The organism is Janthinobacterium kochi, from assembly GCF_051380715.1.
Classification (GTDB): domain Bacteria; phylum Pseudomonadota; class Gammaproteobacteria; order Burkholderiales; family Burkholderiaceae_D; genus Janthinobacterium.
The window spans coordinates 267171-290448 of record NZ_JBNYXO010000005.1; the positions used below are offsets into that span (position 1 = coordinate 267171).

The 23278-nt window shown below is 60.9% G+C and carries 23 protein-coding genes; 17 read left to right on the forward strand and 6 right to left on the reverse strand.

What is annotated here, in order from left to right; translation table 11 throughout:
- The first annotated feature begins 38 nt into the window (after positions 1-38).
- The 12 genes from motB (at position 39) to ACQ4WL_RS13890 (ending at position 13406) form a co-directional block, all read left to right on the forward strand.
- Complete coding sequence (motB, locus tag ACQ4WL_RS13835) at positions 39-1016, forward strand: flagellar motor protein MotB (RefSeq protein WP_436510289.1); 978 nt, start codon at positions 39-41, stop codon at positions 1014-1016.
- Positions 1017-1062: 46 nt separating this feature from the next.
- The gene (locus ACQ4WL_RS13840) at positions 1063-1611 is read left to right on the forward strand and encodes a chemotaxis protein (RefSeq protein ID WP_152257165.1); all 549 of its coding nucleotides are present in this window, start codon (positions 1063-1065) and stop codon (positions 1609-1611) included.
- An 83-nt stretch (positions 1612-1694) separates the two neighbouring features.
- Positions 1695-2060, forward strand: a complete 366-nt coding sequence (locus tag ACQ4WL_RS13845) for a response regulator (RefSeq protein WP_034758362.1) — start codon at positions 1695-1697, stop codon at positions 2058-2060.
- A 43-nt stretch (positions 2061-2103) separates the two neighbouring features.
- Positions 2104-4305: a chemotaxis protein CheA gene (gene cheA, locus ACQ4WL_RS13850; protein ID WP_436510290.1), complete on the forward strand. Its 2202-nt coding sequence runs from the start codon at positions 2104-2106 to the stop codon at positions 4303-4305.
- A gap of 30 nt (positions 4306-4335) precedes the next feature.
- Positions 4336-4842, forward strand: coding sequence for a chemotaxis protein CheW (locus tag ACQ4WL_RS13855; protein WP_034758356.1), 507 nt, complete (start codon positions 4336-4338; stop codon positions 4840-4842).
- A gap of 188 nt (positions 4843-5030) precedes the next feature.
- Positions 5031-6749, forward strand: a complete 1719-nt coding sequence (locus ACQ4WL_RS13860; RefSeq protein ID WP_436510291.1) for a methyl-accepting chemotaxis protein — start codon at positions 5031-5033, stop codon at positions 6747-6749.
- 71 nt (positions 6750-6820) lie between these two features.
- Positions 6821-7693, forward strand: a complete 873-nt coding sequence (locus tag ACQ4WL_RS13865) for a CheR family methyltransferase (RefSeq protein ID WP_436510292.1) — start codon at positions 6821-6823, stop codon at positions 7691-7693.
- A 9-nt stretch (positions 7694-7702) separates the two neighbouring features.
- On the forward strand, positions 7703-8311 hold the full coding sequence (cheD, locus tag ACQ4WL_RS13870; protein ID WP_071078257.1) for a chemoreceptor glutamine deamidase CheD: 609 nt from the start codon (positions 7703-7705) through the stop codon (positions 8309-8311).
- A gap of 109 nt (positions 8312-8420) precedes the next feature.
- Positions 8421-9491: a protein-glutamate methylesterase/protein-glutamine glutaminase gene (locus ACQ4WL_RS13875; RefSeq protein WP_071078256.1), complete on the forward strand. Its 1071-nt coding sequence runs from the start codon at positions 8421-8423 to the stop codon at positions 9489-9491.
- Between the two features lie 147 nt (positions 9492-9638).
- Entirely contained in the window at positions 9639-10037 is a 399-nt protein-coding gene (cheY, locus tag ACQ4WL_RS13880; RefSeq protein ID WP_010396677.1) for a chemotaxis response regulator CheY, read from the forward strand.
- A gap of 499 nt (positions 10038-10536) precedes the next feature.
- Complete coding sequence (locus ACQ4WL_RS13885; RefSeq protein WP_436510293.1) at positions 10537-12780, forward strand: SGNH/GDSL hydrolase family protein; 2244 nt, start codon at positions 10537-10539, stop codon at positions 12778-12780.
- A gap of 35 nt (positions 12781-12815) precedes the next feature.
- Positions 12816-13406: a cohesin domain-containing protein gene (locus tag ACQ4WL_RS13890; RefSeq protein WP_436510294.1), complete on the forward strand. Its 591-nt coding sequence runs from the start codon at positions 12816-12818 to the stop codon at positions 13404-13406.
- Positions 13407-13820: 414 nt separating this feature from the next.
- Here the strand turns inward: ACQ4WL_RS13890 and ACQ4WL_RS13895 are convergent, their stop codons facing one another.
- Positions 13821-14024: a hypothetical protein gene (locus ACQ4WL_RS13895; RefSeq protein WP_436510424.1), complete on the reverse strand. Its 204-nt coding sequence runs from the start codon at positions 14022-14024 to the stop codon at positions 13821-13823.
- Between the two features lie 31 nt (positions 14025-14055).
- Here ACQ4WL_RS13895 and ACQ4WL_RS13900 point away from each other — a divergent pair, with 31 nt between their 5' ends.
- Positions 14056-14253: a hypothetical protein gene (locus ACQ4WL_RS13900; RefSeq protein ID WP_436510295.1), complete on the forward strand. Its 198-nt coding sequence runs from the start codon at positions 14056-14058 to the stop codon at positions 14251-14253.
- A gap of 123 nt (positions 14254-14376) precedes the next feature.
- Positions 14377-14769, forward strand: coding sequence for a hypothetical protein (locus ACQ4WL_RS13905; RefSeq protein WP_436510296.1), 393 nt, complete (start codon positions 14377-14379; stop codon positions 14767-14769).
- 39 nt (positions 14770-14808) lie between these two features.
- On the opposite strand, the gene panC is transcribed toward ACQ4WL_RS13905, so the two are convergent.
- The 5 genes from panC to metG form a co-directional block, all read right to left on the reverse strand.
- Complete coding sequence (panC, locus tag ACQ4WL_RS13910) at positions 14809-15648, reverse strand: pantoate--beta-alanine ligase (protein ID WP_436510297.1); 840 nt, start codon at positions 15646-15648, stop codon at positions 14809-14811.
- Between the two features lie 54 nt (positions 15649-15702).
- Positions 15703-16629 carry a segregation and condensation protein A gene (locus ACQ4WL_RS13915; RefSeq protein ID WP_436510298.1) on the reverse strand — a complete coding sequence of 309 codons (927 nt, stop codon included), beginning with the start codon at positions 16627-16629 and terminating at the stop codon, positions 15703-15705.
- Positions 16630-16646: 17 nt separating this feature from the next.
- Positions 16647-16856, reverse strand: coding sequence for a DUF3460 family protein (locus tag ACQ4WL_RS13920; protein WP_034778041.1), 210 nt, complete (start codon positions 16854-16856; stop codon positions 16647-16649).
- Between the two features lie 108 nt (positions 16857-16964).
- A complete protein-coding gene (locus tag ACQ4WL_RS13925; RefSeq protein WP_071078250.1) occupies positions 16965-17444 on the reverse strand; it encodes a GNAT family N-acetyltransferase in 480 nt (159 codons plus the stop codon).
- A gap of 19 nt (positions 17445-17463) precedes the next feature.
- A complete protein-coding gene (gene metG, locus ACQ4WL_RS13930; protein WP_436510299.1) occupies positions 17464-19620 on the reverse strand; it encodes a methionine--tRNA ligase in 2157 nt (718 codons plus the stop codon).
- Between the two features lie 160 nt (positions 19621-19780).
- Between metG and apbC the strand changes: the two genes are divergently transcribed.
- The 3 genes from apbC to ACQ4WL_RS13945 all read left to right on the forward strand — a co-directional run bounded on the left by apbC (position 19781) and on the right by ACQ4WL_RS13945 (position 23229).
- Positions 19781-20869, forward strand: coding sequence for an iron-sulfur cluster carrier protein ApbC (gene apbC / locus ACQ4WL_RS13935; RefSeq protein WP_141172498.1), 1089 nt, complete (start codon positions 19781-19783; stop codon positions 20867-20869).
- Positions 20870-21005: 136 nt separating this feature from the next.
- Complete coding sequence (locus ACQ4WL_RS13940) at positions 21006-21413, forward strand: DUF4399 domain-containing protein (RefSeq protein ID WP_436510300.1); 408 nt, start codon at positions 21006-21008, stop codon at positions 21411-21413.
- Positions 21414-21552: 139 nt separating this feature from the next.
- Entirely contained in the window at positions 21553-23229 is a 1677-nt protein-coding gene (locus tag ACQ4WL_RS13945; RefSeq protein ID WP_436510301.1) for an alkaline phosphatase family protein, read from the forward strand.
- Positions 23230-23278: the final 49 nt, after the last annotated feature.

The window sequence follows — 23278 nt, forward strand, 5'->3', positions numbered from 1 at the left end:
CACCATGAGTCATTTGCAGCACACGGAAGGGGGACGCCATGGCCGATGAAGGCATGCGCCCGATTATCGTCAAGCGTATCAAGAAGACGGCTGGCGGACACCATGGCGGGGCGTGGAAAATCGCCTACGCCGACTTTGTCACGGCCATGATGGCCTTCTTCCTGCTGATGTGGCTGTTGGGTTCCACCTCGAAGGGCGACTTGAACGGCATTTCCGAATTCTTCAAGACGCCCCTGAAAGTGGCGATGGCAGGCGGTTCCGGCAGCGGCGAGAGCAATTCCGTGATCCCGGGCGGCGGCCAGGACCTGTCACGCCAGGATGGACAAGTGCGCAAGGCGCAGGAAGAGCAGCAGCGCAAGTCGTTTGACCTCAATTCCGCCAAGGCCGCGCTCGAACGCGAGGAAGGCCGGCGCCTGCAGGCGCTCAAGGCGCGCATTGAGGCGACCATCGATGCCAATCCCCTGCTGAAAAAATACAAGAACCAATTGCTGCTCGATATCACCAGTGAAGGCTTGCGCATCCAGATCGTCGACGAGCAGAATCGTCCGATGTTTGCGCTCGCCAATGCGAATCTGCAACCATATACCAAGGAAATCCTGCACGCCATCGGCTTCGTGCTCAATGAAGTACCGAATCGCATCGGCTTGTCCGGGCACACGGATTCGACGCCCTACATGAGCGATGCCGGCTACAGCAACTGGGAATTGTCGGCTGACCGCGCGAATGCGTCGCGGCGCGAACTGGTGATTGGCGGCATGAAGGAAGAAAAGGTATTGCGCGTGGTGGGACTGGGCTCGGCCGCCCATCTGGACAAGCTCGATCCCTTCAATCCGATCAACCGGCGCATCAGCATCATCGTCATGAACAAACGCACGGAAGAAAATGTTCTGCGTGACGGGTCGGCGATCGAGCTGCCGGTGACCGATGCCGCTTCCGCCGCTGTCGCTTCAGGGCTGGCTGCCGGTGCGCCGCCTGTGGCGGCGCCAGCTCCCAGCCCGGCAGCGGTGAAAAAATGACACGCAAGGCTGTCAACGCGTGGTGTATTGAAACAATGAGACCTTTATGACAAGAAAGAAAATACTTGGCTCGCATGTAAAACGCCTGCTGTCTGGCGTGTCGGACCATGGCCGCAAGCACTTGACGGAGGTGGAAACCGACCTGGTGCAGACCGGCATCTTGCTGGAAGAGGCGATCGAGAAGCTGTCCTTCAATTTCATGGCGATACACGCCGCCGTCGCTGCGCAGCAAGATACCATCGCCCTGCTGCTCGAAGGCGGTATTCCGGCCGAGCAGCAGCGGGAAAAACTGCTGGCATTGCAGGACGAAGTGGGAGGCTACGTGAATGCCGCCATCACCAGCCTGCAATTCCAGGACATGACCAGCCAGCTGATCGAGCGCACCTTGAAGCGCGTGACGGGCTTGCGCGAGTTCCTCGGTACCTTGGGCTCGCATGGTGCGGAGATGTTGCCGGAGAGCGACAATGAAGAAATTGTCGCCTTGCTGGGACGGGTCAGCATGGCGCTGGCGATTCAAAGCCTGGAGTTGCGCAGCGTGCTGCGCAAGGCTGTCAGTCAACAGCATTTGGAAAGTGGCGACATCGAGCTGTTCTAGCATGCCAGTGCGGAATGCTTGCGGTTACATGGATTGATTAATCAAATACTCGGGCAGGATGCCCGGAATAAGTGGGAGCAAAGATGGCCAAAACGATACTTGCAGTGGACGATTCCAGCTCATTGCGCCAGATGGTGGCGTTCAGTCTGAAAGCCGCCGGTTACCAGGTGGTGGAGGCCGTCGATGGCCAGGACGGACTGGAAAAAGCCAAGCTGCAAACCGTGGACCTGGTATTGACGGACCAGAACATGCCGCGCATGGATGGCCTGGAGCTGATCAAGCTGCTGCGCGAACTGCCGACGTACCAGAAGGTGCCCATCCTGATGCTGACGACGGAGTCGTCGGACGAAATGAAGTCGAAAGGACGTGCCGCCGGCGCCAATGGCTGGCTGGTCAAGCCCTTCGATCCGCAACGCCTGATTGAAGTGGTCAAGAAGGTGATCGGCTGATGCCAGCCGCGCAGCGCAACGATGCAAATGACGGAGTCACCCTATGACCATCGATATTAGCCAGTTTTTCCAGGTCTTTTTCGATGAGGCCGAAGAACTGCTGGCTGAAAAAGAACGGCTGCTGCTGGCCGTCGATATTGCGGCGCCCGACGCCGAAGACCTGAATGCCATTTTCCGCACTGCCCATTCGATCAAGGGCGGCGCATCGACGTTCGGCCTCTCCGACATGAGCGAGGTGACGCATATCCTCGAGTCGCTGCTCGACCGCATCCGTCAGGGCCAGATGGCCCTGACGGCGGAGCACGTCGACGCCTTTTTGGCGGCCAAGGATATCCTCAAGATGCAGCTCGACGGCCATCGCCTGGGCAGCGCCGTCGACCAGGATGCCGTGGCCAATGTGCGCATGATGCTGCAGTCGTTCTCGCAGGACGTACCCGTGGCCGCGCTCACGCCTGTCGCGCCGGCCTTCCATACGGCGGAAAAGGCAGCCGTCAGCCATGCCGGCGGCCAGCGCTACCGCCTGGAGCTGCCGAAGATGGAAGAGCGCGAAGTCGATGCGCTGGCCGCCGAACTGGGCTTGCTGGGCGATGTCGCCGTGTCCACCCTGGCCGACGCACGTAAGGTGCTGGAAGTGACGACACACGAAAGCCTGGACGATATCCTGGCCATCTGCTCGTTCGTGCTCAATCCCGACGACATGGTGATCACGCAAGCGCCGCCATTGACGCCAGGCGAAGCCGAAGCGGCCCGCGCGGCGCAGGAAAAAGCCCAGGGCTATGGTTTCTTCGACCCGCTGCCAGGGGCGCCTGCCGCTCAGGGCGCGACGAACCCCGGCTATGGCTTCTTCCAGCCGCTCGAGGACATCCGCGCCGCCGCCGGTGTGCAGAGCGACACCGAACAGGGCTATGGTTTCTTCCAGCCTTTGGACCAGATCCGCGCCGATGCCGCCAAGGCGGGTAACGCCGGCGCTGCCGGCGTGCCGGCCGTGGCGAGCGCTGTGACCGAGGTCGAGCAGGAAAAGAAACCGGTCAAGAAAGAGGGCGAGAAGGCCGGTACCGAATCGTCGTCGATCCGCGTCTCGATTGAAAAAGTCGACCAGCTGATCAACCTGGTGGGCGAACTGGTGATCACGCAGGCGATGATCGAGCAGCGCGCCGGTGCGCTTGACCCGATGCTGCACGAGAAACTGCTCGACAGCGTCAGCCACCTGACGCGCAATACGCGCGACTTGCAGGAAGCGGTGATGTCGATTCGCATGATGCCGATGGATTTCGTCTTTTCGCGCTTCCCGCGCATGGTGCGCGACCTGGCGACCAAGTTGGGCAAGAAGGTCGATTTCATCACCAATGGCGCCGCCACGGAACTGGACAAGGGCCTTATCGAGCGCATCGTCGATCCGCTGACGCACCTGGTGCGCAACAGCATCGACCACGGCGTGGAAATGCCGGCCGCCCGCGTGGCCGCCGGCAAGACCGAAGCCGGCCGTTTGTTCCTCTCGGCCAGCCACCAGGGTGGCAATATCATCATCGAAGTATCCGATGATGGCGCGGGGCTGAACCGCGAGCGCATCCTGGCCAAGGCGCAGCAGCAGGGACTGGACGTGTCCGAGACGATGAGCGACGCCGAAGTGTGGCAGCTGATCTTCGCGCCCGGCTTTTCCACCGCCGAAGCGGTCACCGACGTGTCGGGCCGCGGCGTGGGCATGGATGTCGTCAAGCGCAATATCAGCGCCATGGGCGGCGTGGTCGATATCCGTTCGGCGAAGGGTTTCGGCACGACAATTTCCATCTCGCTGCCGCTGACACTGGCCATCCTGGACGGCATGTCGATCCGCGTCGGCGACGAAGTGTATATTTTACCGCTGGGCTTTGTCATCGAATCGCTGCAGCCAGCCGTTGAGGATATCAAGGACATCAGTGGCAAGGGGCAGGTGGTGAAAGTGCGCGGCGAATACTTGCCGCTGATACCGCTGTACCAGATGTTCGATATCACACCGCGCTTTACCAGTCCCTCGGAAGGCATCTGCGTGATTCTCGAGACGGAAGGGCGCAAGGCGGCCCTGTTTGTCGACGACCTGGTGGGACAACAGCAGGTCGTGGTGAAAAACCTCGAATCGAATTACCGCAAGGTGGTGGGCATTTCCGGCGCCACCATCCTGGGCGATGGCGGCGTGTCGCTGATTCTCGATGTCGCTGCCCTGATCCGTTCCTCGCGCCAATTGGCCGACGAGTCCATTTTTTCGTAATACCGATAGATAAAGATAGGAAAACGCACCATGTCAGATACTCAACAAACATCCGGAAGCAATGCGGGCGACGGCAAGGACATCGCCGGCCGTGAATTCCTGGCCTTTACCCTGGGCTCCGAAGAGTACGGCATCGATATCCTGAAGGTCCAGGAAATCCGTGGGTACGAAGCGGTCACCCGCATCGCCAACGCGCCTGAATTCATCAAGGGCGTGATCAACCTGCGCGGCATCATCATTCCCGTGGTCGACATGCGCATCAAGTTCAACCTGGGCACGCCCGTGTACGACCAGTTCACGGTGGTAATCATCCTGAACATCGGCGGTCGCATCGTCGGCATGGTGGTCGACAGCGTCTCCGACGTCACTACCCTGACGCCGGAGCAGGTGAAACCGGCGCCGGAAATGGGCACCGCCTTCTCGACCGACTACATGATCGGCCTGGGTACCATCGATGAGCGCATGCTGATCCTGGTCGATATCGACAAACTGATGTCGAGCAGCGAGATGGGCCTGATCGACAAGCTGGCGGCGTAAGCAGCCCGATGGAAGCATGGCGGCGCCCGGTGCGCCGCCGTTTTGCCACGCAAAGTATCACTACAGATATGCATGTACCGGCGCGAGCAGAGGCGCGCCGGCAGGCTGCAAGGTCCGACAGAGACCCGGCCATAACACGGCGCCGTCCGGTTGAACGGGCGCCGTTCACATAAATATTGGAGACTGTAATGAGTTTGCGCGATTTCAAGATAGGCACCCGGCTGGGGATAGGTTTTGGCAGCATCCTCGCCATCCTGGTGGTGGTGATCGTTTCGGCGAATGCACTGAATTACCGTAACAAGGCCCAATTGCTCACGGGCCTGGAGCTGGCCAGCGAAAAGAATACGCAGGCGTCGCTGATGAAAAGCGCGATGCTGGAAACCGGTATCGCCATGCGCAATATCGGCCTGCAAGGCGATGTGGGCCTGATGCAGGTGGAAGAGGGCAAGGTGCGCGAGCAGCGCAAGCTGTACGACGGCGCGCGCGGCAAGCTGTCCAGCCTGGGCCTGTCCGAGGGCGAGAAGGCGCTGCTGGCCAATATCGCCAAGGTCGACGGCGAAGTCGATGCCGCCTTCAAGGAAGCGATGGGGCAGGTGCTGGCGTTTAACAGCGAGGGCGCGGCGAAGGTCATTGCTACCCGCATCGACCCCTTGAACAAGACGACCCTGGCCGATATCAACAAGCTGCTCGACTTGCAGCATGTGGCGCAGCAAAGCTTCATGGATGACTCGCTGGCGGCCGATGCGCGCCTGATGACAGTACTCTTCATCCTGGGCGGCGCGGCGGTGGCGATCGGCGCCTGGTGCGCCATCTTCATCACGCGCTCGATCACGGTGCCGCTGTCCGGTGCCGTGGCGGTAGCGCAAAAGGTGGCAGCCGGCGAGCTGACATCGCGCGTGGTGGTCGAAGGCAAGGATGAAACGAGCGCGTTGCAGCAAGCGCTCAAGGACATGAACGAGAGCCTGGTGCAGACGGTCAGCGACGTGCGCAATGGAACGGACACGATTACCGTGGCGTCGCGCGAGATCGCCAGCGGCAATGCGGACCTGTCGGCACGTACGGAAACGCAGGCCAGTTCGCTCGAAGAGACGGCATCGTCGATGGAAGAGCTGACGTCGACCGTGAAGCAGAACGCGGACAACGCGCGCCAGGCCAACCAGCTGGCCGTGTCGGCATCGTCGGTGGCGGAGCAGGGCGGCAAGGTGGTGGCGCAAGTGGTCGATACCATGGGTTCCATCAAGGATAGTTCGCGCAAGATCGTCGATATTATCGGCGTCATCGACGGCATTGCGTTCCAGACGAATATCCTGGCGTTGAATGCGGCCGTCGAAGCGGCGCGCGCAGGCGAGCAGGGACGCGGCTTTGCGGTGGTGGCGTCGGAAGTGCGGAATTTGGCGCAAAGGTCCGCTGGCGCAGCGAAAGAGATCAAGGGCCTGATCGGCGACTCGGTCGACAAGGTCGATGCCGGCAGCCGCCTGGTGGACGAGGCGGGGCAGACCATGGGCCTGATCGTCACGTCGATCCGGCAGGTGGCCGACATCATGGGCGAGATCACGGCGGCAACGCAGGAACAGAGCCATGGCATCGAGGAAGTCAACCAGGCCATCGCGCAGATGGACCAGATGACGCAGCAAAATGCGGCGCTGGTCGAGGAAGCGGCGGCCGCCGCCGAGAGCATGCAGGAGCAGGCGCAGAAACTGGCCGACGCCGTCAGCATCTTCAAGCTCGATGGTGAGAGCGCCGTGCAGGCGGCCATGCCCGCGCCCGTGCCGGTGAAAGCGGCGGCACGGCCGACACCGGCAGTGGCGGCAACGACACGGCGGTTGGCAACGACGGCGCAGGCCGGCGCGCCACCGTCCGCGAAAAAGCTGGCGGCGGCCGGCGGCGACGATTGGGAAGAGTTCTGACGCCAACCCGGTCCCGCTAGTTATACTTGCAAAGGCATTGGTCAGAGTAGTCATAGAGAGGTAAAAACAAAATGCCGCAAACTAAAACGGATTCGGTCAAGGAATTTGATTTCACAGGCAAGGACTTCGAACGGGTCCGCGCCATGATTTACAAGCGGGCCGGTATCGCGCTGGCCGACAGCAAGCAGGAGATGGTCTACAGCCGCCTGGCCAGGCGCCTGCGCGCGACCGGCATCTCCTCGTTCGTCCGTTACCTGGACGACCTGGAAGCGGGTCGCATGGGCGACGAGTGGGAAGCGTTCACGAATGCGCTGACGACCAACCTGACGTCGTTCTTCCGCGAGGCGCATCACTTCCCGCTGCTGGCCGAGCATGTGAAAAAATTGAGCGGGCCGATCACCATCTGGTGTTCGGCCAGTTCCACCGGTGAGGAGCCGTACTCGATCGCCATGACGGTGTGCGAGGCGTTCAATACGCTCACGCCACCGGTGACCATCGTCGCCACGGACATCGACACGAATGTGCTGGCCACGGCCGCCAATGGCGTCTACAACCTGGACCGGCTCGAGAAGATGCCGGCCGACCGTGCGCGGCGCTTTTTCTTGCGCGGCAAGGGTGATCGCGAGGGGCAGGTGCGGGTGCGCCCGGAACTGCGCCAGATGATCACGTTCAAGCCGCTCAACCTGCTGGCCGACAGCTGGCCATTGACGGGACAGTTCGACGTCATCTTCTGCCGTAACGTGATGATTTATTTTGACAAGGCGACGCAGCGCAAGATCCTGTCGCGCTTTGTGCCATTGATGAAGCCAGATGCCCTGCTGTTTGCGGGCCATTCGGAGAATTTCCTGTACGTGTCGGATTCATTGAAGCTGCGCGGTAAAACAGTCTATGAGCTCGACCAGCCTCGGGGCGCCGCGCCCAAGGCATCGTCGCATCGTACATGAGAGTGAAATATGAGCCTGGAATCCAAAGAGCAATTTGCCACTAACGTCTATTACGACAGGACGTTCAATTGTGACGCCGCCAAGATCTTGCCTGGTGAGTATTACTTTACCAACAAGGACATGCTGATCGTCACCGTGCTCGGCTCCTGCGTCTCGGCCTGCATCCGCGACCGTGTCACGGGCCTGGGCGGCATGAACCACTTCATGCTGCCCGACGGCGGCAGCGATCCGAATAGCCCGATTTCAGCATCGATGCGCTATGGTACTTACGCCATGGAGATCCTGATCAACGATTTGCTGAAGGCCGGCGCGCGGCGCGAGAACATGGAAGCGAAAGTGTTTGGCGGCGGCGCCGTGCTGCGCGGCTTTACGGCGATCAACGTCGGTGAACGCAATGCGGCCTTCGTCATCAATTACCTGAAGGCGGAAAAAATGCGCGTGGTGGCCGAGGACTTGAATGACATCCACCCGCGCAAGGTGTATTTTTTCCCCCGCAGCGGCAAGGTGCTGGTGAAAAAGCTGATGCAGACGCATAACGACACCCTGGTGCGCCGTGAACTCGACTACGCAAGCCGTCTCAAGGTTGCGCCCGTGGGTGGCGAGATCGAGCTGTTCTAGTAACACCGGACCAAACCTGCTGCGCGTCGTGTTTTGCGGCTTGCGACGGTTTTGACGGATGTGCTAATTTGATAAAGAATAAGGGCCGCAAGGCCTGGAAGGATATTTTATGAAGATCAAAGTATTGATCGTGGATGATTCGGCGCTGATTCGCAGTGTCATGACGGAAATCGTGAATAGCCAGCCCGACATGGAAGTGGTGGGGGCGGCGCCCGATCCGCTGGTGGCGCGCGAGATGATCAAACAGACCAACCCCGACGTGCTGACCCTCGATGTCGAGATGCCGAAGATGGATGGCCTCGACTTCCTGGAAAAACTGATGCGCTTGCGTCCGATGCCGGTGCTGATGGTGTCGTCGCTGACCGAGCGCGGTTCGGAAATCACTATGCGCGCGCTGGAGCTGGGCGCCGTCGATTTTGTCACCAAGCCAAAGATTTCCATCCAGAGCGGCATGCGCGAGTACACCGACATGATCGCCGACAAGATCCGCGCCGCCTCGAAGGCGCGCATCCGCGCGCGCACTCTGCCGTCGGCCGGCGACAGGGTGGCCGCACCGCTGCCTGCGCTGCGCAGCCCCTTGACGTCGAGCGAAAAGCTGATCATCGTGGGCGCCTCCACGGGCGGCACGGAAGCGATCCGCGAATTTTTGATGCAGATGCCGTCCGATTGCCCCGGCATCCTGATCACGCAGCACATGCCGGAAGGCTTTACGCGTTCGTTTGCGCGCCGCCTCGATTCGCTGTGCAAGATATCGGTGCAGGAAGCGGCAGGCGGCGAACGCGTGCTCCCCGGCCACGCCTACATCGCGCCCGGCCATTCGCACCTGACCCTGACGCGCAGCGGCGCCAACTACATGACCAAGATCGACCAGGGCGAACCGGTGAACCGCCACCGCCCCTCGGTCGATGTGCTGTTCCGTTCGGCCGCGCAATCGGCCGGTAAAAATGCCGTCGGCGTGATCCTCACCGGCATGGGCAAGGATGGCGCACAAGGCATGTTGGAGATGAAGGCCGCAGGAGCGTATAATTTTGCGCAGGATGAAGCCAGTTGCGTGGTGTTTGGCATGCCGCGCGAGGCGATCGCCATCGGTGCTACGCATGAGGTCGGCGCTCTGACGGCGCTGCCCGGCATGGTGCTGGGGCACCTGGCTGCGCATGGCATGCGTGCTTTGCGCGTGTAAGCCACGTTTTGTATGATCTGGGGCAAGTTTGTTCGCCTAAAAGCAACGAAAATGCTATCCTACGACTTGCTGCCGTAGTGTCGACCATAATGTCGGCATTCATGTCGATATTATTAACAAACCGCTACAGAAACAACGGAGTTATTCATGGCTGATCCAAAGATGAAATTTTTAGTCGTTGACGATTTTTCGACGATGCGCCGCATTGTCCGGAATCTGTTGAAGGAACTGGGTTATGCCAACGTCGACGAGGCGGAAGACGGCGTGATGGGCCTGGCCAAGCTGCGCGCGGAATCCTACGATTTCGTCGTCTCGGACTGGAACATGCCTAATATGGACGGCCTGACGATGCTGCAGCATATCCGCGCCGATCCCGCACTGGCCAAGCTGCCCGTGCTGATGGTCACCGCCGAAGCGAAAAAAGAAAACATCATCGCCGCCGCGCAAGCTGGCGCCAGCGGTTATGTCGTCAAACCGTTCACGGCCGCGACCCTCGATGAGAAACTGAACAAGATTTTCGAGAAGCTGGAAAAAGCCGGCGCCTGATCCAGGCTTGACCGTTATCAAGAAAAACGCTGCCCGTGCAAACCGGCAGCGTTTTTTTCGTCCCTTGTTTCGTAAGCTGTCTTCCTGGCGCTTCGCCGCCGCTGTGATCTCAATGTCGACGGCATTATCCTGCCTGAGTAGGGTGAGGTCCGTATGCGGATGGAAGGGCACCCCGATGCAGCCATATTGGCGCAGCTGTCGGATCGGTTGCCGCGACGATCGAAGACGGCATGGTCCGCGAAGCCGTCCGTTGTGCGCACGCGCGGCGAAAATTCCACGACCACCGTGGCACGGCGGCGGCGATCCTGTACACGCTCAAGACGTTTCCGCGCGGATGCTGACCTGGCTCCCGATGCCGGATTTTTTTACATTGTTTCCGGACTGGCGCGTTGAGCTAAATAAATACGCTGAAAAATCAAGCTACTGCGGCGCGTGGCACATGATTTGCATGGTTGGGCCTGGCGCCACTTCGATGCCATGCAGCCCGTCCGGAGGATTTATGCCCCGCAATGTTCCCATCAAAGCCAGCCTGTTTTCCTGGGCCAGGCAGATCTTGCGCGCCTTCATCTTGCTGTGCTGGCTGTGCGCGGCATCGCTCGCCTGCGCGGAAGAGCCGCCACTGCTGATTAAAGTGATGCCGCTGGGTGATTCGCTGACGGCTGGCTATCCCTTGAGGCCAGAGCGCAGCTACCGGCTGAAGCTGCTCACCGACCTGCTCGCGGCCGCCAAGAAAATCGACTACGTCGGCGCCGGCCATGACTCCTCCGACCCGCCCAACTACCTTGCCCATCAAGGCGCGGTGGGCGCCACGGTTGACAATATCACCGGAACGGCTGCATGGAACACCTACAATCCTGCCATCATCCTGCTGATGGCCGGCACCAACGATTTCAGGCAGGTCGACGTCGGCTCCGGTCTCGGCGCGCTGGGCCGGCCCGCCCTGGCCGGCGCGCTTGACACGCTGATCAAGAAAATCAACAAGGACTATCAGGACCGCGGACAGAAGGTGGAGATCTTTGTCTCGTCCATCCCGCCGATGGGCTATCCCCTCGAAGGCTCCGGGCCAACGGTAACGCATACCCTTCTCAATTACCTGAAATCACAAGGACTCGCCTTTGACATAGTCAGCGGCCAAACCGGCGCGGTCGATCAGGCGAGGTTCACCAGCGCGGTGGACGCTTTCATTGCCCGCAGGAAACTGAACCCTAACCTGGGCAATATCTTCCGCGCGGCCGATGCGGACGGCGATGTCGTCCTGACGGCGACCGAGTACGAGGTTGCGCTCCGCTTGCTGGGCGAATTTATTCTGAACAAATACATCAACGAATACAACAACAATGTCCGCACGCTGGCAATGCAGCACAACAACACCCATTTTGTGGACGCCGGCTCGCAATTGACGCTGGCGGACTTCACGGACGGCACCCATCCGGCCACCCAACAGGGCTACGACAAGCTGGCGCCCGCCTGGCTCGCTTCCCTGCAGGCATTTTTCGAGAGCAATACGCACTACTGGATCAATGGCAACGGTTTCTGGGAAGAAGGCAATAACTGGTCCGAAACCCCGGACGGGCCGGGTGGCACCGTCCAACCGACGCGCGGCACGGTGTATCTGCTGCAGCATGACGATATCGACCGGACCGTGATACGCGACAGCGAAGCCGCGCCGGCCCAACTGCTCGACCTCAGGATCGATGCCACCGGCACCGGCAACATGACGCTGCGCGTACAGGCGGACCTGGAAGCAATGCTGAGCGTCGTCGGCATGGCCGGCATGGGCCGGCTGGACCAGACCGACGGCACCATGATCACACCGACCCTGCTGCTCGGTGCGGAAGCGGGCAGCTCCGGCACCTACGTGCTCGACGGGCTGGACACCACGCTCAGGTCCGAGGTGGAGGACATCGGGTTTAACGGCAGCGGCAGCTTTACGCAGGAAAATGGCAGCAACGACGTGCTGCGTCGCTTGACCCTGGGCTACAACGCTGGCGGTTTCGGCAGCTACACCTTGAACGAGGGCACCCTGTCAAGCAACGAAGAATGGGTGGGCATGGACGGCACTGGCGTGTTCATCCAGAATGGCGGCACCCACCGGATCGAAGCCAAGACGCCGATCGCCAGCGGGTTCGAGGGCACTCTATCGATCGCCAGCGGCAATAGCGGCTACACGCTGACCCGCGGCGCCCTGAGTGCGCTCTTTATCTACAACAACGGCACCTTCGACTATACCGGCGGCGCATTGGAAGCCCAGTTCGTCAACAACGGCGTGTTGCGGCTACGGGGCATACGCCACATCAACGGCGATCTGTTCCTGCCGTTGAACGGCCTGATCCAGGTGCCGGACGCCTTTGCCAGCGCGACCCCGACGCGGCTCGAGGTCGCGGGCGGCGCGGAACTGGAGGGCGAGATCTACGTGACGCTGGCTCCCGGCGTCACGCTCCGGCCGGGCGACAGCACCGAAATCCTACGCGCGGGCGGTGGTATCTCGCCAGTGCCGGGCGTGCTACGCCTGCCCCTGCTTCCCGGCAAGCTCATCTTGCGCGGAGAGTTAGTCGAGCAGAACCACGCGCTGCGCATCACGGTCGGCGAAGTCAGCTGTGCCGACGTTGCGCTGGTCCGTCTCAGGCTGGGACAGCGCGGCCCCCGGGTGAACGGCGACGTCAACAACGATGGTGTGGTCGACGTGCGGGACCTGGCCATTCTGGCACGCAAGCTGCCGGCCGGCGCCGCTTGCTCGTTTTGATCCGGACCGAACTTGAACCTGAAGAGGAGTACAGCATGGCCACCCGACTGACATCGATTTGCCTCTGGGCCTTGGGCGCCTTGCTGGCCTGTACCGTCCAGGCCAGCGCCGCCCCCATCATCGACATCGAGCCCGAGACCCTGTTCGTGTCACATGACCAAAGCTTTGGCGTCAACATCGTGATCCATGACGCCACCGACCTGTTCGCCTTTCAGTTCGACCTGTCGTTCGATCCCAGGCTGCTATCGGCTACCAGCGTCGCCGAAGGCGGCCTGCTGTCCATCGGCGGCCCCACCATTTTCTTTCCCGGCACGATAGACAATGTGGCGGGACGCATCTCGTTCACGCTGGGCACGCTGACCGACAGCTTGCCCGGCGTGAGCGGCAGCGGCGCTCTGGCGGGCATCGAGTTCCGGTCGCGCAACGCCAGCGGCATCGCGACGCTCAAGCTGTCGGACATCATCCTGCTCGATTCGACCCTGGCCGACATCGACTTCGTTGCGCCGTTGCCCGCGCCGATCGCCGTGGTTCCGGAACCGGGCACGCTGGCGCTGCTGGCGCCCATGCTGCTGGGCATGGCCTGGGTGCTGCGGCGCCGCCATCCGCGCCTGTCGCCACAGGGGTAATGCGCGCAGTCCTACACACGCGCAACACTTCGCGGGTGACCAGCCAGGCTTCGCTCAGAGACACCGCGGCGTCGGAGATTACCCTGACGCTAGAAAGGGCAGTCAGCTGCGCCAGCGACTTGAGGAAGTCGGCCGGAATGCCCTTCAGCAGCGGTGTGTCGACCGAGCCCGGAGCCATCACGTTGACGCGGATGCCGGCGGCTGCATGCCCGATCGCCAGGTCGGAAGAGGTGGCGTCGATGCCGTCCTGGTGATCATCGCTACCGATGCGGAGTGATCCGTTGAAAATCTGTGTCCGCAATCGAAATCTAGTACGGTGAGCATCGCAGGTGGCAACGCGCGACGCGCAGTCGGTTTGGCTGGTGCTATACCAGCCCGCCATTCGCACGCAGCGTTTGTCCATTCATCCAGCGGCTATCCGGCCCAGTCAGGAATGCCACGGCTGCGGCGATATATGATGCCAGCGTTGTTGATCAGAACGTCGACGCCGCCGTGGGCCGCGTCGGCCGCATCGAACAGCGCCTGCACGTCACCCGCATCGGCTACGATGGCCGCGCCGATGCCGCGCGAAGCGCCCGTGACGATGGCGACCTTGGCCGGTATAGCTGCTGTGTTCACGGATGGTCTCCTGTCGTGGTGGGAGGCCCGTATGCTGTCGCTGCGAGCCGGCGCAGCCATTGCGATCTCTATTGGTGCAGGGAAAATGCTGGCAACCATAGTTTCAGCGCAAATTACATTAACAATGATGCCTGGCCTGCCTGGTATGGAAAGACAAGATCCTGCTGGTTACAGGAAATTTCGTAAAGGAATGAAATATTTCCTAAAATTAACTTTACACGTCAAATAATTTGGCCCATGATCGCTGCAGTATTCGACCTTTGTCCCCGACCCCGACAAGAAGGAGCGCACGATGCGCCGAGCACCTGTATTATTTTTCGCCCTGAGCACAGCCCTGTTAACGGCGTGTGGCGTGAGCCTGGAACAAACCGCCGTTGCGCCTGTCGCGTCTGTCGAGATGCAGGAGCCGGCTGCGCAGTGGCCTGCCGAAGGCGATGGCCGGCATGCCTATCTGCACCGCGTGGGTGGCCATGATTATGTCAGCCTGAGCCAACATGGCCCGCAGGGCGGCTTGCCGATACTCACGGGGGTGCAGCGCGGTGCGCACGCCATCCGCCTGCTGGCAGCCGATCCGGCCCAGGCTCGGGCCATCCTGCGCAGCCTGAGGCTGCCTGCGCACCAGCGCAAGCTGTGGGCGGGAGAGGAAATCGTGCTCGACGCGGCCAGCTATGACATGTTGCAAACGGCACGCGGCAGCAACAAGCCGCTGTTTGCCGAGCTCAAGCTGGTAGGAATGGAAAAGTAGAGAAAGAAACGGGGCCGAATGGCCCCGCTGTGACTGCGTTTAGATTTCCAGGTTGTCGATCAGGCGGGTCTGTCCCAGCTTGGCGGCGGCCAGCACCACCAGCGGTTCCCCGGCGGCCAACTCCGCAGCGCTCGGCGCTTGCAGGTCGGCGCGCTTGCGCACGGCGATGTAGTCCGATTTCCAGCCGCGGCCATCGAGCAGCTGCATGGCTGCCTGTTCCAGTTCGTCCACGGCCAGGTTGCCCTTGCGCACTTCCTCGGCGACAAAATTGAGTCCCTTGAACAGCTCCGGCGCTTCCGCCCGTTCGCTTTCCGACAGGTACATATTGCGCGACGACAAAGCCAGGCCATCGTCGGCCCGATACGTTTCGGCGGCGATGATTTCCGTCGGCAGCGCGAATTGGCGCGCCATGTTGCGGATGATCATCAGTTGCTGGTAATCCTTCTTGCCGAACACGGCCACTCGTGGACCAACGCAGGAAAACAGCTTGGTGACGACGGTGCACACGCCTTCGAAGAAGCCGGGGCGAAATTCCCCTTCCAGGGTATTGCCCAGGTCATCGGGGGGGCGCACGCGGTATTCCTGCGGCTCCGGATACAGTTCCTTTTCCGTCGGTGCGAACAGCACGTACACGCCTTCCTTTTCCAGCTTGGCGATGTCGGCCGCCATGGTGCGCGGATATTTTTCGAAGTCTTCGTTTGGCCCGAATTGCAGGCGGTTCACGAAGATCGAGGCGACGACAGGGTCGCCATGCTTGCGCGCCAAGCGCATCAGCGACAGATGGCCTTCATGCAGGTTGCCCATGGTGGGGACGAACGCCGTGCGCAGCTGTCCGCTGAGCTGGTCGCGCAATTCTTCGATGTCGGAAATAATTTTCATGGATTGCTTTCGCTAAAACCCCGTTGTACGGTGGTCAGTGACAAAGGGAAGGGATCAGGCGGGCGAATACGCCAGCCGGACGTAGATGGGGGCAAACGGTTCTGCCTGCGTGATTTCGATCAGGGTTTCCTTGGCCAGTTCCAGCAGGGCCACGAAGTTGACCACCACCACGGGCACGCCGCCGGCAATGTCGAACAGCTCGCTGAACTCGACGAAGCGCGACGATTGCAAATGGCGCAGGATGCTCGACATGTGCTCACGCACGGACAGTTCCTGGCGGCTGATGCGGTGGTGCTGGGTCAGCTTGGCGCGTTTCAGGACGTCGAGCCACGCCTGCTGCAAGTCCACCGGTTCCACCTCGGGCCAGGTGGGCGTCAGGCTTTGCTCGATGAAAATCTGCGTGCGCACGAAATCGCGCTCGAACTGGGGAATGGCATTCAAGTCGTAGGCGGCCAGCTTGATTTGCTCGTACTCGAGCAGGCGGCGCACCAGTTCGGCACGGGGGTCGCCGCCATCTTCCTCGACGTCGCTCTTGCGCGATGGCAAGAGCATGCGCGACTTGATCTCGATCAGCATGGCCGCCATCAGCAGGTACTCGGCGGCCAGTTCCAGGTTGCGCACGCGGATCTGGTCGACATATTTCAGATATTGCAGGGTCACCTGCGCCATCGGAATATCGAGAATGTTGAAGTTTTGCTTGCGGATCAGGTAGAGCAGCAAGTCGAGCGGGCCTTCGAAGGCTTCGAGGAAGATTTCCAGCGCGTCCGGCGGAATGTACAAATCCGTCGGCATGCGCAGCATCGGCTCGCCATACAGGCGGGCGATGCCCAGCGGGTCGGCGGCGGGCGCCGCGTCCGTGCTTGCAGATGCTGCAGGGTCGCCGCTGCCGTCGCCATCAGCGACAGGTTCGGGCAACGCGATGACTGCGCCGGCGCCGGAAGCGTCGGCTTCCGGCGTGACTACAGACTCTTCAGGCAACATCGTGCCGCTTCCAGATCTTAGTTCTTGTTCTGGTAAACGTAAGCCTGTTGCTTGACGGCCGATGCCAGCTGGCGTTCCTGCTCATCGATGCTGACGGCTGGCTTGTCCCACAGCAGGGCGCGGCCCGCTTGCTGGCCCGCTTCCATGCCAGGATTCTTGGCCTTCAGTTCGGCGATGAACAAGGTGTGGTCGGATACGTAGTTGTTGTGTTTTGCAGGCAGTTTCATATTCTCTTCTGAGTGTCTTATAGGTAAGGTCAGCCGGCCGTATTTTACCGCGCCGTGCCGCTTGGCGGGTTGTTGTATCGGCAAGTCCGGGCGCGAAATTGCTAAAAATCAATAACGCAACAAACGCCGCATCACCATCGGCGCCGGTTCGGCGGGGTTGGCGTGCGAATATTCCAGTTCTTCGGCCAGGTCGAATTCGAAGGCCGCATAAAAATCGATCAACTTGCGCTGGTCGCGCCGCACCGCCAGGCGCAATTCCTCTGCCTGGCACGACAGGCCGTGATGAATGATGGCTTCCAGCAAGTGCTGCGAGACGTGGCTACCCCGGTAGGCGGGCAGCACGCCCATGCGTGAAATCTTCCAGATGGCCGGGTCGCTGTCGAGCGGCATCCAGCGCAGCGAACCGGCTGGAATGTCGTCGATCAGCAACAGAAAGCCGCCGCCGTGGCGCAGTTGCTCTTCCACCTGCTGTGCCGTTTCGTGATGCCCGCTGGACGAGGCCGCGACCTTGCCGGCCCAGGCAGCGCGGGTCAGATCGGCCATCAGTTGTGCATCGGCATTTGTTGCTTCGCGCACCACGATATTCATCATCGGTCCTTGTGGTGGCTTAGCGTATGCGCATGCCAGGTTCGGCGCCCGGCCACGGGTTCAGGATGTAGATGCCCGGATTCGCCTTCTCGTCGGCGGCGGACGCTGCCATGACCATGCCTTCGGAAATGCCGAACTTCATCTTGCGCGGCGCCAAGTTGGCCACCAGCACTGTCAGCTTGCCGACCAGCTCTTCCGGCTGGTACGCCGAACGGATGCCGGAGAACACATTGCGCAGGCGGCCTTCGCCCGCGTCCAGGGTCAGGCGCAGCAGCTTGTCGGAGCCGTCCACCAGTTCGCAGTTGACGATTTTGGCGATGCGCAAGTCGACCTTGAGGAAGTCATCGATCTTGATTTCGGGCGCCAGTTCTTCGATGGCGGCAGCGGCCGGCGCAACGGATGCGGCGTCGTTGGCGGCGTCGCTAGCGGGCGCGGCAATGGCGGCGACAGCTTGCGGTGCGTCAAACAGCGCTTCGATCATCTTCGCATCCATGCGCGTCATTAAATGGCTGTAGGCGCCGATGGTACGGCCCAGCATGCTGTTCGAGACGGCGTCGCCGAATACTTGCGTATCCGCCCAGGTAAATTGCTCGTCGTTGAGGAAGGAGGCCACGTTCTTGGCCACGCCCGGCAGGACTGGCGACAGCAGGATCGTCAACTGGCGGAAGAGGATCAGGGCCGTGGTGCACACGTCGTGCAGCTCGGCTGTCTTGTCCGCATCCTTGGCCAGGATCCATGGCTTGTTTTCATCGACATACTGGTTAGTGATGTCGGCGATTTCCATGATTTCGCGCAAGGCCTTGCCGAATTCGCGGTTTTCAAAGTGCGCAGCGATGCTGGCCTGGCGCTCGACGATGACGCCGTTGACGTCCACCGTCAGCGCGCGGTTGATCCAGCTTTGCGCGCCTTCGGACAGGGCGCTCGCCAGCTTGCCGTCGAAACGCTTGGCGATGAAGCCGGCGCAGCGGCTGGCGATGTTCACGTATTTGCCGATCAGGTCGCTGTTCACGCGGGCGACAAAATCTTCGCCGTTGAAGTCCAGGTCTTCCACTTTCGAATTCAGCTTGAAGGCGATGTAATAGCGCAGCCATTCCGGGTTCATGCCCAGGTCCAGGTAGCGCAGCGGCGAAATGCCCGTGCCGCGCGACTTCGACATTTTCTCGTTGTTGACCGTCAGGAAGCCGTGGACGTTGACTTTCAGTTTGTCGATGACCGGGTGGCCGGCAAATTTCAGCATGGCGGGCCAGAACAGCAAATGGAAGGAAACGATATCCTTGCCGATGAAGTGAATTTGTTCCGTGGCAGGATCGTTCAGCAGGGCGTCGAAATCGAGGCCTTTCTTGTCGCAATAGTTTTTCAGGCTGGCCAGGTAGCCGACGGGCGCGTCCATCCACACATAGAAGAACTTGCCCGGCGCATCGGGAATCGGGATGCCGAAGTAGGGCGCATCGCGCGAGATATCCCAGTCGGCCAGCTTTTCGCCCGCTTCGCCCAGCCATTCGCTGACCTTGTTGACCATTTCAGGCTGCAAGCGGCCTGGCGTATTGAGCCAGCTTTTCAGGAATTCGAAGCAGCGCGGATCGGACAGCTTGAAGAAATACTGTTCCGACGGCTTCATCACGGGCGTCGCGTTGGTGAACACCGAGAACGGATTGACCAGGTCGGTCGGCTGGTAAGCGGCACCGCATACTTCGCAATTGTCGCCGTACTGGTTCTTGGCGCCGCATTTCGGGCATTCGCCCTTGATGTTGCGGTCGGCCAGGAACATGCCTTTGACCGGGTCGAAGAAACGGTCGACGGTTTTCGTGACGATCAGGCCCGTATCGCGCAGCTTGCGGTAGATCGATTGCGACAGGTCGACGTTTTCCGGCGAATCGGTCGAATACCAGTTGTCGAAGGCGATATGGAAGCCATCGAGGTACTGGGCACGGCCGGCGGCGATGTTGGCGACGAATTGCTGCGGCGTGATGCCTTCCTTTTCGGCGGCGATCATGATGGGCGTGCCATGCGTATCGTCGGCGCCCACAAAGTGCACTTCACGGCCGGCTGCGCCATCGCGTTGCATTCGCTGGAACCGGACCCAGATATCAGCCTGGATGTATTCCATGATGTGGCCAATGTGAAAAGCGGCGTTTGCGTAAGGCAGGGCAGTGGTGACGAACAGCTTGCGAGTCATGATTGATGCACTTTTGGGATGGATAATAGGGCATTTTAACAGCGGAAAGGCAATATGAGCAGATGCAGCGCTGGCAAGTGATGCTTTTGTCTTGATCGCGCCTGGCGATTTTGCGCTAGACTGCGCGTATTGCACATATGTAGTACACACGGAGATTTACATGAGCATCACAGTAGAAGACGTCAAGGCCGCGCTGGCCCAGGTTATTGATCCAAATACACATAAAGATTTCGTTTCCAGCAAAACCGTCAAGAATCTGAAGGTCGATGGCAATGACATTTCCCTCGACATCGAGCTGGGCTACCCCGCCAAAAGCCAGATCGACCTGATCCGCAAATCCGTGCTGGCCGCCCTGCGCGTGCTGCCGGGCGTGGGCAACGTCAGCGTGGGAGTGTCGTCGAAAATCATTTCGCACACGGTGCAGCGCGGCTTGAAGCCGATGAGCAATGTGAAAAACATCATTGCGGTCGCTTCCGGCAAGGGCGGCGTGGGTAAATCGACCACGGCCGTCAACCTGGCCCTGGCCCTGGCAGCCGAAGGCGCCACCGTCGGCATGCTGGACGCCGATATCTATGGCCCGTCGCAGCCGATGATGCTGGGCATCAGCGGCCAGCCGAAGACCCTCGATGGCAAGAGTATGGAGCCGATGGAAAACCACGGCCTGCAAGTGTCGTCGATCGGCTTCATGATCGATCCGGACGAACCGATGGTGTGGCGCGGCCCGATGGTCACGCAAGCCTTGCAGCAACTGCTGGACCAGACCAACTGGCGTGACCTCGACTACCTGATCGTCGACATGCCGCCAGGCACGGGCGACATTCAATTGACCTTGTCGCAGAAAGTGCCCGTCACCGGCGCCGTGATTGTCACCACGCCGCAGGACATCGCTTTGCTGGACGCGCGCAAGGGCCTCAAAATGTTCGAGAAAGTCGGCATTCCGATTTTGGGCGTGGTGGAAAACATGAGCACGCACATCTGCTCGAACTGCGGCCATGCGGAAGAAATCTTTGGCGCCGGCGGCGGCGCGAAAATGTGCGCCGACTTCGGCGTGGAATTCCTCGGCGCCTTGCCGCTGACCATGGCGATTCGCCAGCAGACCGATTCGGGCACGCCCACCGTCGTGGCCGAGCCCGATGGCCCCGTCGCCGCCATCTACAAGCAGATCGCCCGCACCATCGCCATCAAGGTGGCGGAAAAGGCGAAGGATATGACCAGCAAGTTCCCGAGTATCGTTATTAAAAACGACTGATTTAACCCAAGGCTGAGACTGGGGTCGAACCCTCAGGGTTCGACCCCGGCCCTTCATGGGTTAACAATCCGGCGCCATGGTCGTCAGTAATATGGTTTCATGCAGTCCGCGTTGTTATTAAACAAGAGGAGACATCATGCACCTGAACACTGTATTCCTGCGCGAAGCCGCAGCCGTGGTTGCCGGCAGCCTGCTGGCCGCCAGCGCTTTCGCCCAATCCGTCTCGTTCGTGGAGCCGGCTGATGGCGCCACCGTCAGCAGCCCGTTCAAGGTGAAATTTGCCGTCAGCGGCATGGACGTCAAGCCGGCCGGCGACATGACGGTCAAGACGGGCCACCATCATTTGCTCATCAATATGGGGCCGATGAAGGCGGGCGAGATGATACCCATGGATGATAAACATTTGCATTTCGGCAAAGGTCAAACGGAAACGGACGTCACCTTGCCGCCGGGCCAGTACACCCTGACCATGCAGTTCGCCAACGGCGCGCACCAGTCGTATGGGCCGGAGTTGAGCAAAAGCATCAAGGTGACGGTCAAGTAATCGCGCATATTGATTCATGTCGGCATCAGGCCGGGTCCCAGCGATGGAACCCGGCCTTTTTCTTGTTATTGCTTTTTGTCATTATTACGTCATATAGTCGGCGTATGCTGCCCGATGGCCTAACTTTGGATGAGTGCATATGAGCAAGAATTTCTCCCTTTCCCGGCAACTGGCGCGGGCGCTGCTGCTGGTGGCCAGCGTGGCGGCATGCCAGGCGCATGCCGCCAAGGCGCTTCCTGCCACTGCGGCGCAACCGAAGCTGGTGGTGGTATTGGTCGTGGACGGCTTGCCGCAAGAACAGGTGACGCGCTACCGCGACCAGTTCGGCCAGGGCGGATTGCGCCGCTTGCTGGAGCAGGGCGCGTGGTTCAGCGATGCGCACCAGGCGCACGGCATCACGGTCACCGCCATCGGCCACTCGGCCGTGCTGTCGGGCGCCTACCCGTACCAGCATGGCGTGATCGGCAATAACTGGATCGATCCCGTCACAAAAAAATCCGTGTACTGCACCGAGGATGGCAATTTCCATTACATCGGCGAAGACACGCAGCCCGATGACGGCACGGCGCCGACCAAGCTGCGCGTGAGCACCCTGGGCGACGAACTGCGCTATTCCACGGGCGACCAGGCCAAGGTCGTCACCGTATCGGGCAAGGACCGCGGCGCCATCCTGCTGGCCGGGAAAACGGGCACGGCCTATATGTACATGGAAAAGACGGGCAACTTCGCCAGCAGCACTTATTATATGCAGCAGCATCCGCAATGGGTGCAGCGCTACCAGGCCAGCAAGCCGCAGGACCGCTACTATGGCAAGAGCTGGACGCCGCTGCTGGCCGATTCTGCCTATGCGCGCGACGCCCGTGATGATCTGGTGGCGGCCAAGCCGGGCACGCGCAACACCTTCCCGTTTGCGTACTACAGCGACAGCGGCAAGCTCGATGGCGAGTACTACAGCCGCTTGAAGTCCGGCCCCTTCCTCGATGAACTGACGCTGGAATTTGCCCGCGCCGCCATCGATGGCGAAAACCTGGGCCGCAACCCGGCCGGCGTGCCCGATATCCTGGGCGTGAGCCTGTCCGCGCACGATTACGTGAACCATGCATACGGCCCGGAAAGCAAGATGTCGCACGACCACCTGCAGCGCCTGGACCGCATGCTGGCCGGCTTCTTTGCCGACCTGGATAAAAAAGTCGGCATGGACAATGTGCTGGTGGTGCTGACGGCCGATCATGGCTTTGCCAACGTGCCGGAATTTTCCGAAACGCGGGGCTTCTCGGCCAAGCGCATCGATGGCGCCAAACTGGTTGATGCCTTGAACCGGCACCTGGCGACAAACCTGGGCATCGATAAACTGGTGACGACGTCGTCGCTGCCGAATATCTACCTCGATTACGCGCTGGCGGAAAAGAGCGGCGTCCATCGCGCTGCGCTGGAAGACGCGGCGGCCCGCTTCCTTCTGCAGCAGGACGGCCTGGCACAGGTCTACACGCGCACGCAGATGGAAACGGGGGCGGTGGCCACGCGCATGGACACCCTGATGCGCCGCGCCTGGAACCGCCAGCTGTCGGGCGACCTGATGGTCGTCACAAAGCCGGCCTGGTACTTCGGCAAGGGCGCTGGCGGCACCTCGCACGGCACGCCGTACACGTACGACACCAACGTGCCGCTGATGGTCTTCGGTCCTCGCTGGATCAAGCCGGGCGCCTATGGCCAGTACGCGGAAGTGGTCGATATCGCGCCTACGCTTGCCCATGTGCTGCGCATACGCCAGCCGTCGGCGTCGGAAGGTAGGGTGTTGACGGAGGTGGTGCGGTAAGGCGAGTTGGCACTTGCTTGGGGTCAGACCCGGCGGGTCTGACCCCGGT